Below are 12,305 nucleotides of genomic sequence, written 5' to 3' on the forward strand. Positions count from 1 at the left end.
CGCGCTGTGGCGCGGATTTCGGGGCGGCAGCCAGTGTTGCGGGCGCTACATAACAGCGCGCAGGTGGCCGTCTTGCCGGGCTTGCGTTTGGCTATGCGCGTGGGGCTGGCGCTTGAGCGAGGCGCAAGGATGGCTGGCAGGGCGGCCGCGGAAGAGCGTTCACGACGGTTCATGAGCAAGGCCTTGTTGTGGCTGATGAGAGCCGGGAGGAGGTCACGAAAGGCAGGGGGCGCGGGCGCTTAGGCAGAGGCCACCGCGAAAACGGCAGCAAAAATGAGAGCGACAGCGAGAGAGCGACAGCGCCAAGCGTGAGGCCACGCCACGGATCGCCACAAATCACTACGATCCGCTTGCGTTCAAAGGTCAAAACGGCGACAGGCGACCGTAGGTGACCCTAATGACCCTAATGACACTAAGTGACCGTAAGTGACCGCGTAAGTGACGGTAGGCGGCGGCGCCATGCGCCATATCAGCTTGCGGAGAAGAATCGGACGATGGCGTCGCGCTGGATGGCGGGCGATATCAGGAAGCCTTGCGCTCTGTGGCAGCCAAACTCCTGGAGAAGCCGCAGTTGGGCTTCGGTCTCCACGCCTTCTGCCACAACGGTCAGGCCCATCTTGCGCCCAAGCTGCACCACGCTCGAAAGCGCGGCACGGAAGGCATCGATCATGATGGCGTCCTGGACCATGGACCGGTCCAGCTTCAGCTCCGTGAAAGGCGTCGCCACCAGTCTGTAGAACGAACTGAAGCCGCTGCTGAAGTCATCCTGGGCCAGGCCAAAGCCGTGCATGCGCAACCGGCATGCCCCCGCGTAGTAGTTGCTTTCCTGCGCCTCCATGGAGTCTTCGGTCAACTCGAAACAGATACGCAGTGGATCGCCGTTGGCCGCTTTTACCTGCGCATGCAACCGATCGGGAAGATCCGGGTCATCCAGCAGCCTGGTCGTCAGGTTCACGGAGACGGCAATATCGTGGCCGCAGGCCTTCCAATCTTGCTGCRCGGCGAGTGTCTGTGCCAGCATGGTCTGCAGCAAGCGGTCCTCAAGCCCCTCGCGCTCGATGGCGGGCAGGAAGGCACCAGGCAGCAGCAAGCCGAATTTCGGGTGTTCCCAACGTACCAGCGCCTCCGCTGCATGGCCCAGGTCGTCGACCAGCGCGTACTTCGGCTGGAACCAGGCTTGCATTTCGCCGTTTTCCATGGCGGCGATCAGGACGTCGCGGTGAAAGTCCGGGGTGTTGCCGGGACGGGCGGGACGTACACGCTTCACGCTCTCGCCATATGCGCCAAGCGCGGCGTGCACGCCTTGCTTGGTGAGCGGCTTCGGCAACGTAGCCATCACCGCGATGCCCCGTGACTCGGCGACCTTGCGGGCGCCGACCAGTATCGGCCGCGGCGCGGTGCTTGTGATGACCAGCGCCGGTGCGATCGCGGACGTAGGCAGGCTCTGGATGATCTGGATGCCGTCAACGCCGGCGACATTGAGGCCGGTGACAACCAGGTCAAAAGGGCATTCGCCCAGGCGCTGCAAGGCTTTGGCTCCGTCGGTGTAGCCTTCCACATGATGGTCGCCCTGACAGGCGAACATCTGCATCGTGGTGGAGAGGTGCAGCGGATTCTCTTCCACGACCAGGATGCGATGACGGCTCGCGCAGCCCGGGCCTGCTGGCTTATCGTGGGTGCGCGCGCCGCAACCATGCAGTGGCGTGCCATGGAGTTGGGCTTGATGCGGAGCGAGGGTGCTGAGAGATCCTTTCATGCCGACAGGATAAAAGGATGGCAGGCATTACTGAATAGGACGAGTCTGAATCTGGGGCTTGGCGTGAAAGAAATCGACGCACCAGCCATGCGCGGCTGGCAAGAGAGGGGGGCATCGGCACGGATCGTATACCATTGATATGGTCTACTTCGCACTTATAGGCGGAAAAGTGATCGAAGAGTATCATTGCGACCGAGGCTAAAACTCCTGGCGCCGTGTGGACCAAGCACTGTTCGTGGTGACGTTGCGCTATTTGCCATTGGCACCTTGGGGTCTTGTGCAACTTTCTACAAGCGTGGGGCTTGATGGATGACTTTCATTTGCGTGTCATGGTGGCGGACGATCACCCAGTCACGTTGCTTGGCATTGCACATTCTCTGCAGGGGGCCGGCGGCATCGAGGTAACCGGCACAGCCTCGAATTCCACGGAACTGGTCGATGCGCTCGGCAAGCAGCCGTGTGACGTGCTGGTGCTCGACTATGTCATGCCGGACGGCAAGTACGGCGACGGACAGGCACTCATCTCGACGATCTTGCGGCGCTTCCCCGAGGTACACATCGTGACCATCACCATGGTGGACGATCCCTCAGTGCTGCGCGCCATCCAGACGCTTGGCGTGACCTGCATACTGAGCAAGTCCGATGCCATGGCGCATATCGTCACCGCTGTGCATGCCGCCTATACCGGTGGGCAATACGTGTCGCCCACCGTTGCGTCCTTGCTCGAAGACCAGGAGGACCCTGGCGCCACGCGCAAGCTGAGTGCCCGGGAGGCGGAAATCGTGAGATTGTTCCGGGCGGGCTACAAGGTGGGCGAGATTGCTGCCCAGCTGCATCGTAGCAAGCAGACCATCAGCGCGCAAAAGGTTGCGGCAATGAAAAAGCTCGGGGTCACGCGCGATGCGGATCTGATCCGCTACAGCGGCAACGAGACGCAGCCGGAGCCGGAAGACGGCCAAGAGGAAGCGTGACGCCGGCGCGCCTTGGGTCGCGTGCTGCCGGGCTGTGCGCCTGATAGATCCAACAGAAGCAGAATAATGTCAACTTCGCCGTGAAACTGAAGCCCCTTGTCAGGCACCGCATTTCCCTCGGCCGCCGCGATTTCAATCCTGAGTTGATGAAGCGGTATCAGCTCACCCTGCTGTACGGCGGTGGTGCCGCACTATCGGCTTTCATCCTGCTGTGCTCGGTGTTGGCCTTGTGGATGGCGGCCAGTGACTACAATGCGGCGGCGCGCGCTGGCTTCCTGACGCAGGAATCCAGGCTCCTGGTCAGCATGACAGGGGCCGGCGCGATCTTGAAGCGGGGCACGGGCTATGCGGAAGGCGTGTGGGACCGCCAGGCGCTGCCGTCGATAGCCTTGCGTGAACAGTACCTTTCCAATAATGGCCAGTTGCGGATCATTCAGGATTCGGGCCGCCGGGTCTATGCCGTGGCCACCGAGGTCAGCGATGCCCGGCCCGCTGCGAGCTTCTTGCCGCTTCTGGCATTGGTGGAGAAGCAGATCAAATCCAGTGTCGTGCTGACGCGCACGCCCGAGCTTTCCGCGAACACCTATTTCTTTTCCGTGCGAGGGGATTTCCTGGCTACGCTGCTCCGGTCGGGAAGCGGCTACGCTGCACCACTGTCCCGCCTGCCCGATGCGCTCGGATTGTTCAAGGAGGCCTGGCCGGACATCGTCAGCCTCACGCAGGCCGCGCTAGCGCATCCCGAAGCCACGCCGGCGGACGTGATCTGGCTGGCGCCGCAATTTGATCCGCTCTCGGGCGAGCTGGTGGTCCGCTTCGCACAGTTCTTGTTTGACAACGATAACAAGCCGCTGGCCATCCTCGTTGCCAACAGGCGTCCGGGCCGGTTCCTGAATGGCCTGGAGAATCCGGAGGAGGGGGGCGAGTTCGCCATTCTCGACGGGCACGGCAAGGTGCTGTTGACGCCTGACGCCGAGCGCAGCGACTTCATCAACCATGTGGCTGCCACGCATACTGTTGCGGCGCGGCCGGGCGTGCAACAAACCTTCAGGGATGGCATCTTCAAAATCAGTGACCGCCTTCCGGGGACGGACTGGACGCTCGTTTATGCTTATACGCCGTACACGATCCTGGCCGGCCTGAAGTATCGGCTGCTGACGATCAGCGCCCTTGCCCTGGTGGGATGGTTGTTGCTGTGGATCCGCATTGTCATCTATCGCCGCAAGATCCTTCTACCGTCGTATGAACGCGCAGTGCGCCTGAAGGAGAGCCAGAAGCTCAACCGTGCGCTGATCCATACCGCGCCGGTGGGCCTTAGCCTGCTTGCGCAGGCCGATGGCAGTGTGATCGTGGACAACAACGTGATGGCCCGGTATGCCGAGCAGGTTGGCGAGCCGCCGCTGAACCGGCGCATGTGGGAACTCTATCGCCGCGCGTCGGAAGCGCGTCCGGACCGGCCGAACAGGAACCGGCCGTTGGTCGGCCAGGAGCTGACCATCGGGGCGGGCACGCAGGCCTTGACGCATCTGCTGGTGAACTTCACGCATGTCAAGTATCGCGGGGAAGCGRCTCTGCTTTGCGCGCTGCTCGACATCAGCGCGCAGAAGAAGACGGAGCAGAAGCTCAGGGAGGCGCGCCAGGCGGCGGACCAGGCCAACAAGGCCAAGTCCACGTTCCTTGCCACCATGAGCCACGAGATCCGTACGCCGCTGAATGCGATGATCGGCTGCCTGGAGCTAATGGGGCGCTCGCCATTGTCTGCCAGTCAGCGGCGAAGGCTGGAGATCGTCGAGTCGTCGTCCGCTTCGCTGCTTCGCATCATCAATGACGTGCTGGACGTGTCCAAGGTGGAAGCGGGGCAGCTGACGTTCGAATCCATTCCTTTCCGTTGCGACCAGCTGCTGCAGAATGTGCGCGACACGTTCGCGCCGCTTGCGGAGGCCAAAGGCCTGGCGCTGACTTGTGAAATCTCGCCCGGTGTCGCCGGTTACTTCCTTGGCGATCCGACCCGGATCCGGCAGGTGATCGCCAACCTGGTCAGCAACGCGATCAAGTTTACGGAATCCGGCCATGTGGCCGTTCGCGCCGCCTTTCTGCAAGACAACGAAAGATCTGTCGTGCAGTTCGATATTGCGGATACCGGCATCGGGATGGATCCGTCCGTCGTGCCAACCCTGTTCGCGCTCTACACGCAGGCTGACAGTTCCATCCATCGACGTTACGGAGGCACTGGCCTCGGGCTGCCGCTGTGCCAGCGCATTGTGGAAGCCGCGCAAGGCCATATCTCGGTCAACTCCACGCCGGGGCAGGGCAGCACCTTCACGGTCAGGTGGCCATTGCAACGCACGGAGGAGCCTCCCCAAGTAGCGCAGGCCGGCGGAGCAGCGGCAGCCAAGGCATCGGACGCCGCAAGCGCGCTGGCGTCCAGTGACGGCGAGCCGCCCATCCAGGTGCTTGTCGCGGAAGACCACCCCGCAACCCGTGCCATGCTGGCCGACCAGCTCGAGCAACTCGGCTTTGACGCGACGATTGTCGAGGATGGCGCGAAGGCACTGGAGGCGCTTGCGCAAAGGCAGTATGACGTCGTGTTGACGGACATCGGCATGCCGGTGATGGATGGCTATGCCCTGGCATCGGCCATCCGGCAGCAATATCCCGGTTTGCCTGTCGTGGCAATGAGCGCGCATAGCACACCCGAACAGGCGCATCGCAGCCTGGAATCGTCCATTTCCACGCTGCTGGTCAAGCCCCTGCCGCTCGCGGTGCTGGGGCGTGTTCTGCGCTCGCATGCTGGCCGAAGCGCGCCGGGAGAATCCGCCAGTGACAAGGCATTGCCGGAATGCTCGGAATCGCCCGAATTGCCGATCACTCCTCAGGTCTGCGAGGCAATGCACGCTGCCACGCGGGAGACAACGGCGGCCATGACAGATGCCTTGAGGGCGGGCAACGCCGACGCAGTCCTCAATGCACTGCACTCGCTGAGCGGAGGCTTCGCACTGGTGGGAAATGCGACCCTGGCGGAACTATGCATCGGCCTGCAGCAGTTGGTCAGGAGCGAGGGGCTCGAGAGCTTCCAGGGGCTATGGCCAGCGTTCCAGCAGGAAATTGAGGATGCGCTGGGGGAGTTGAAGGCCTGAAGGCGGTCATCGCGGCGGTTTCGTCGCCGTCCGGCCACGCGGCGGAACGGGTACAGGCGCTGGCTCAAGGAGCGTCCTGCACCCAGCGCTCCACCAGATCGGCAGGAAGCGCCTGAAATACTTCATCGAAGCGCTTGCCTGCCAGGCGTTCGGCCTGCTTGAGCAGCAGCGCCACGGGGCTGCTCGGTTCATGCGTCTCAAACCATCGTCGCGCCGCACGAATATCGCAGAGGACGGCGCCGCGATCCATTGGCAACTCGGCCGACCCGGGGGCGGCTGCGGTCGCCTGCGCGGTATTGGCAGCGGCGATGCGGCTCCACGAGCCGGCGGCGCTTGCCGGGTCCGGTTCAGCGGGCGGCATGGCATTGCGTTCGGCCACCGCCCGGGCAGGCGCGGGGTGGGCTGTGCTGGTCACCATGCCCAGCAGTTTCAACAACGGCCCCAGATCGGGCCGGACATCGGGGAGGTTGCTGCCGGCCCAGTCGTCAATGGCCGATGCGATGCCTGCGGCTTCGTCCAGTGCCGCCAGAGTCAGGCTGTGCTCCAGGCGCACAGCCTGCAACTGCTGGCGTACCGATTCCGGTGCCATGGCATCCGCCGGCCGCGGCATGCCGAGCGAACGCTCCACGTCCCGAATCTGTAGCCGCAGCGCGCCGTTGGCCATGATCGGCAAATCCCGCACGTCTTGCATTAACCCCGCCGGATCGGCGAGCGCAGCTAGCGCATTGGCGCGCAAGGCGAGATCGGCCTCACCGTCGACCACGCGTTGTGGATGGATGGCGTCAGGCCATTTCGTCAACAGTTGCGCCAATAGTGCCAGGCCATTGCGCAGGCCTGCCGCGTGATCCATCCGGACCCGGCAGCGCAGCAACAGCACCAGGATGCGAATATCGCGCGTGCGCAGCAGCAGTCGCCGGCAGTCGCGCTCCAGCTCCGCCCAGCTAACCGCCTCCGGCGCACTGACGAAGTCCCCGTATTGGGCGTCCGGTTTCGGCGCCGCCTTGGCCAGGAGCAAAACGAACTCAGGGTCGTACTCCAGATCGTCCCCGCAAGGTTTCTCTTTGGTGATGGCTTCCATCAGCTCCGGAAAGGGGATGGACGTGTTGGCCGAAGGCGTGATCTTGGATTTGGCAGTCATCTCAGTGCAGTGGGTGGATGGTGGCGTGGGTCGTTTTCGTGCTTCCAGTAGTCTTCATCCTCGTTGTTGTCGGTGCCATCGAAGAACATCCCGACGAATAGGTTGCCAGTGCAGGAGGGCGTCCTTGGATCTCCGATGGCTCTGCACATGGCATGGCTTCGCCGCAGCGGCTCCCGGTCTGACAATGCCCGCCCACGTGTCAGGTCAGGATTCGCGAGGAAGACATGCTGCTGGCAGAAGACATGATCAGTGCCTTGCATACTGCTCAGGCTCGAAGACCATGCCGGTGATGGCGCGGCTGCGGTCCGGCTCACCCAGCCAGGTGGACCAGCCCAGGCCCTCCGCCGCGCCAAGAACAGCCGGCGGCGCGGAGTCCGGAATCACCTGGAGTTCGACCTCCCAGACGAACTCGTAGCCGACGAACGAGCGCACCCATTCGATCAACAACGGCAGATCCCTCCCGTTGGGCGTGAAATTCAGATACCGCTGCAGGCTTAGCGGCCCGATCACCAGTCGGAACTTGTGCTGGCGGTCGGGCACCATCTCGCCGAGCATGGCACCCTGTCCCATCACGCTGGGCGCGCCTGGACAACTGAGGTGAGAGCGCTCTGCCGTGTCGATGGCGATCCAGTGCAGCACGAACTCTTCAAGCCTGACCGGCACGCCGAAGAAGTGCGCCAGTGTGCTGGCGATGCCATCCGGGTTGCGGGCTTCGCGCACATGGTGAGCGCTGGCCGCCAGACGGGCATGCGAGGGAAGGGGGCCGGTGATTTCGTCGGCTTCGCTGCCTGCGAGCCATCCGATATAGCGGGAGAACACCTCGCCATCCCGGCGATCCAGGCCCGCAGCCGATTGCCCGCGTGCCCATGCCTGGTAGAACTGGGTGAGTGCGCGATGGTGGAACAGGTCAATGAAATCGGCGGTGGTCCTGTCACGGTTTGCCTCGCTGCGCTCGCGAACGATTTCCGTGAAGTGGATCGGCAGCGCCCCGTTCGGGCCCAGCATCCCAAGGCCGAACAGCTGAATCTTGAGCCCGCTTCGCGTTTGCTGGAGTTGGGCGATCTCGCGCGGGGCAAAGGTGAGGGAGGCTTGCTGGCCGATCCGGAAATGCTCGTCGCTTGGCCGGCGCGCCTGCCCGACCGGGGGCAATTCCGGGCGGTGGGCGGCCAGTTGCCTCAGCAGTCCAAAGAAGCTCAGCTTCCACGGCGCTTGGCCGGCATATTGCACGGCCGGCGCCTGTGCGCTGGCTGGCGGCGGCGCGTTGTCGTCGAATCCCCGATACATGGTTATGCCGCGCTACGGGTGCCCATGCGGGCCGGCCAGCGATGGATCAGACCACGCTGGATTGACGTCATCTCGGTTTCAGTGAACGAATTCACCGACACGTGACGAGCAAGAAAATGCTCCAGGACAACACCGAACAGGTAGGGGCTGATGCCCGAGAAGCCGGTTTCGTCAACCGTCAACTGGCATTGAATGCCGCGTCCGTAGATGATCGGCCCGTTGTCCGGCAGCCGGCGCGTGACCGGCTTGACTTTTGAGCCGATCAGGCTTTCAACCTGACGTTGTTGTGCTTTGTTCTCGCTTGCCACGAACAGACGCAACATGTCTCGCAGGCCCTGGCCGCCTTGGCGATGGTCAAGATCGGTCAACGACAGATAGTTGAACCCGAGTTGCCGGATCAGGTGCCAGGTGGTCTCTCCCTCGGCGAACGGCGCACGCGGAGCGGAAGGCGGGCGGATGAGGCCGACGCTGGCGACGGGCACGGAATCAGGCGCGCGCAGGTCATTGCGGCCATTACGGGGCACCAGGCTGGAAAGGTCGCGGTTAGTGACCAGTGCTTCGACTGACAGATGCCGCAGGGTGTCGGGATAGGGAGCTTCGTTCTGATCCACCAGTGAAAGGAACACTTCGCTACCGGTGTAGGCGGTGCGGGTGCCGTACTTGCGCGCATGGGTGGACAGCACGCGCCGCTCCCGCCGCATGGAGAAATAGCGGCCGTGATTCCCTTCATCGCCGTTGAGGGTGGCGAAGAGGGGGCGAAAGTCGATGGCCTCGCTGTGTTCCGCCTTCTGACCGAAGATCTTCTGGACCGAGTAGATTTCGAAGTCCAGGGGCGATGTGCGGTCCGGCACCATGTGAAACTCGGTTCGTCCCGGGTGGATCTCGATGCGGTCGGTCCGCTTGGGGAAGAGGTTCACCACGGGCGCACAGTACAGTGCAAACTGGCTCGCATCGACGTGGGCAGCCGGATTGCCCGGCTTCGAGAGCAGCAGGACGATTTCAGCCTCCGAGGCATTGATCCTGGCGAGTCCGGGCGCCAGGCCGTTGAGCCTGAAGAAGTAGAAACGCTGAGGACACGCGAAGTACTCATGCACGAGGTTGTGCCCATGGAACTTGTTCCACGCAAGCGGCAGGGCACTTTCTCCGGGAGCGAACCCGAGCAGGGAAACAGCGTCCTTGCTGACTGCGGAGGGCTTGTTGCCCATATCCCCGGGTTGACCGATCAGGGAGACGATGCCCGCGCTATGCACGAGTTCCAGCAGATGGCTGGCGATGTGCTCATCGCCACGAAGGTAGACGGCTAGCGAGTCGACCGCCGGGAGCTGGGCAAAGGTGGTGTCGCGGTTAATGCGCAGCCGCAGGCGCAGGGCCCCCAGCACGGTGACGTGCGCAGGCACGTAGCGCTCCAGGCCCGGGATGTCGGGTGGGATGCCGGTGAGCCTTGCCTCGACTATCTCGAATGGCCAGAGTTGCACATCCTGCGTGGTGCGGAACTCGCATGCCGTCGACTCGCCATCGGGAATGCCTGCCTTGAGGGCTGTGCCGCGGGGAACCACGACGCCACGGGCAAGGTCTCCTTCTTTCTCACTGGGGTGGAACTGGGCGACCGCGATTGCCGGCGTGGGCGCCACATAGTTGGGATAGACCACTTCCAGCAGGCGTTGCGTGAAACGGGGAAACTCCGCATCCAGTTTGATCTGGGTTCGCGCGGTCAAGAAGCAGAAGGCTTCGATCAAACGCTCGACATAGGGATCGGCTACCTCGTGTCCGTGCATGCCCAGCCGCTTCGCAACCTTGGGGTGCTGGCTGGCGAATTCACCAGCCAGCTCGCGCATGTAGACGAGCTCCTGGTTGTAGTACTCAAGAAGTTGCGGATCCATGGTGTCAGGTGGCGTGGATGGATTTAACGCTGATCCGGCTGGTTTCCAGATCGAGTGAGCTCTGCGCGGTGAACGCCATGGGATAGGGATCCATGTGGATCAGCCCGTGGATTTCGAAGAGCAGGACGTTGTAGCGGTGTGGCGCATGCTCTTTCTCCAACGGCGCTACGGCCAGGCTGCCTGGAATGAGCCGTGGTTCGAAATCCAGGATGGCGCGCTTGATGATGTTGACGATGTCGCTCCACTTGTGCTCGGACAGGTAAGTGCCCGCGACGGCAGGAACCCCATAGTTGAGCGTGGAACTTGCCACGGCTCGATAGCGATTGCGATCCATCTCATCTTCGCGATTGGTTGTATTGAGCAGATAGGTCAGGTCGCGCTGGATGATCTCGCGCATCTGCGCGCGCGTGAAGGTGTATTCGTCGGCGCGTTCCGCTTGCCGATGCGGCGCTTCGTCATGCAGGCGATCAAACAAAGTCGGCAACAGGTGCGCATGTGGGCGGCGCGGTGCGCGGCGGTCAGTCATGGATGCCACCAAGCGTCAATATGGCAATCTCCAGGAGGGAGACGTCGCCGGCGTCGGTCATCCAGGTCTTTTGGCCAAGGCCAATCACTCCGGTCTCGCCGGTTTCGCTCCAGGTGGTTTCTCGCGCCATGCGAATGGCGTCGCTGCCGAGCTCCGAACCCGGATACCGGACAGGGATGAAGCCGCGCGCCATGAACCCGTCGACGAGGGTCACGGTGGCCGGTCGCCATAGCAGGTCCAGCAGCCCCGCTGGGGGGCGCATGTGCAACGTCCGCATCTGCGCAAACGGCAGCCAGGTATAGCGGCCGGCGACGACTAGTTCGCAAGTGGGCCCTAAGCGCGTGTCGGTATCGGTGATCCACGCGAAAGCTTGACCGTCATGGCACCCAGGCGTGTCCGAGGCATCGGACAACGCAATATGCCGGTTGCGGTCCGCGCCGGAAACATCGCAGGCCTCAGCCAGCGCAAGCGCCGCGTGTAGCCGCTCGAGCCACCCGGGCGCCGGCAACAAGTAAGCCGGTTCGCACTCTCCCGCAAAGACTGCCTTGCGGAACGTTTCCATCCGGACCAGCTCGCGATAGGCGTGTGCGGTTTGTGCGAAGTCCGGCGCCAACTGGGCGGCAAGCTGCAACTGCCGGAGCGCGCGCTGCCAGTCGCCGGCAACGCACAGCCATTGGAAAAGGCTCCACCTCGCGCCGAAGCTGCCGGGCTGCCGGCGCACATCAGCCTCTGTTGCGGCCAGCGCGCCCGCGATGGATCCGGCCTTGCCAAGAACGGCACCGATGGCACGCGTCGGGCTACTGTCCGTCATGACCATGCTCTCCGGTTGGTGAAGTGTGGGGCGACGCAAGCGCCGGACGGTAGGCGCTATCCATCGAAACAAGGTGGTGTTCGCGCCGGGTCAACTCGGCGGTGACGTCGCGGCGCCGCGTCGGCACGATATCTCCCGCGAACAGCCACAGCACGTCATCCGATGCGGATGCCGCGGGGAGCTCCAGTGCCTCCAGGTCGCCAAGCGGGCCGATGAGCGTGTTTATCGGCAGCCGGCCGGCAAGCGCTTGCAGGAGCGACGAGCCTGCCCCGAAGTCGGCGGCCAGGGCATCGAACTGCGGCTCAGCTGCAATGGCAGGCGCGGACCTGCCCGTGAGGGGCTGGCTGAACGGACTCACATAATTCGGATCGCGCAGGGCTGCCTCACTTTCTTGAATCAAGGCGTCGAGCACATCATCGCGCTCCGCGTCCGTTGCCTGCGCGGGCTTGGGCTCGCTGCGGGCGGGTCCAAGCATGGCGAACGGGTCTGGTGCCGAGGTCGAAGGTGTCTGCTCAGCGGCCTGCGGAGACCGCGTTTCGCCCGTGGCGTCACCGATGCCCGACCGGAACGCTCTCGACGGCGACAGGTTCAAGAGCTTCTCCAGCTCGTCCATGGCATCTCCTCGGTAGTGTGCGGGCCGGGGCCTCATCGAAAAAATAAGAATGATAGTCGCAAATCATCACTGGATAAAATGTAAATCAATTTTTAGGAATTTTCCCAATGAATTCAGATGAGAGTTAAGAATTTTGAAATGCAAATTAATACTTGTCCTATTGACTGATTGTGGGGAACTAGAACCTATCGT

9 protein-coding genes are annotated in these 12,305 nt (G+C 63.0%); 2 read left to right on the plus strand and 7 right to left on the minus strand.

What is annotated here, in order from left to right; translation table 11 throughout:
- Positions 1 to 469: 469 nt before the first annotated feature.
- On the minus strand, positions 470 to 1,624 hold the full coding sequence (locus tag AC1DQR_RS06180) for an EAL domain-containing response regulator (protein WP_477132728.1): 1,155 nt from the start codon (positions 1,622 to 1,624) through the stop codon (positions 470 to 472).
- A 437-nt stretch (positions 1,625 to 2,061) separates the two neighbouring features.
- Here AC1DQR_RS06180 and AC1DQR_RS06185 point away from each other — a divergent pair, with 437 nt between their 5' ends.
- The gene (locus AC1DQR_RS06185) at positions 2,062 to 2,727 is read left to right on the plus strand and encodes a response regulator (RefSeq protein ID WP_416048465.1); all 666 of its coding nucleotides are present in this window, start codon (positions 2,062 to 2,064) and stop codon (positions 2,725 to 2,727) included.
- Positions 2,728 to 2,807: 80 nt separating this feature from the next.
- Entirely contained in the window at positions 2,808 to 5,861 is a 3,054-nt protein-coding gene (locus AC1DQR_RS06190) for an ATP-binding protein (protein WP_477132729.1), read from the plus strand.
- Positions 5,862 to 5,925: 64 nt separating this feature from the next.
- Here the strand turns inward: AC1DQR_RS06190 and AC1DQR_RS06195 are convergent, their stop codons facing one another.
- The 6 genes from AC1DQR_RS06195 to AC1DQR_RS06220 form a co-directional block, all read right to left on the minus strand.
- The gene (locus tag AC1DQR_RS06195) at positions 5,926 to 6,999 is read right to left on the minus strand and encodes a type VI secretion system protein TssA (RefSeq protein ID WP_416048467.1); all 1,074 of its coding nucleotides are present in this window, start codon (positions 6,997 to 6,999) and stop codon (positions 5,926 to 5,928) included.
- 246 nt (positions 7,000 to 7,245) lie between these two features.
- On the minus strand, positions 7,246 to 8,283 hold the full coding sequence (tssG, locus tag AC1DQR_RS06200; RefSeq protein ID WP_477132730.1) for a type VI secretion system baseplate subunit TssG: 1,038 nt from the start codon (positions 8,281 to 8,283) through the stop codon (positions 7,246 to 7,248).
- Positions 8,284 to 8,285: 2 nt separating this feature from the next.
- Positions 8,286 to 10,163: a type VI secretion system baseplate subunit TssF gene (gene tssF, locus AC1DQR_RS06205; RefSeq protein WP_416048469.1), complete on the minus strand. Its 1,878-nt coding sequence runs from the start codon at positions 10,161 to 10,163 to the stop codon at positions 8,286 to 8,288.
- Positions 10,164 to 10,167: 4 nt separating this feature from the next.
- Complete coding sequence (tssE, locus tag AC1DQR_RS06210) at positions 10,168 to 10,689, minus strand: type VI secretion system baseplate subunit TssE (RefSeq protein ID WP_416048470.1); 522 nt, start codon at positions 10,687 to 10,689, stop codon at positions 10,168 to 10,170.
- Positions 10,682 to 11,500 (minus strand): type VI secretion system accessory protein TagJ, encoded by an 819-nt coding sequence (locus AC1DQR_RS06215; RefSeq protein ID WP_477132731.1) that lies wholly within the window; start codon positions 11,498 to 11,500, stop codon positions 10,682 to 10,684. Before AC1DQR_RS06215 ends, tssE begins: the two co-directional genes overlap by 8 nt.
- Positions 11,487 to 12,113 carry a TagK domain-containing protein gene (locus tag AC1DQR_RS06220; RefSeq protein WP_416048472.1) on the minus strand — a complete coding sequence of 209 codons (627 nt, stop codon included), beginning with the start codon at positions 12,111 to 12,113 and terminating at the stop codon, positions 11,487 to 11,489. Before AC1DQR_RS06220 ends, AC1DQR_RS06215 begins: the two co-directional genes overlap by 14 nt.
- Positions 12,114 to 12,305 lie beyond the last annotated feature (192 nt).

The organism is Cupriavidus sp. 05L411, from assembly GCF_056398045.1.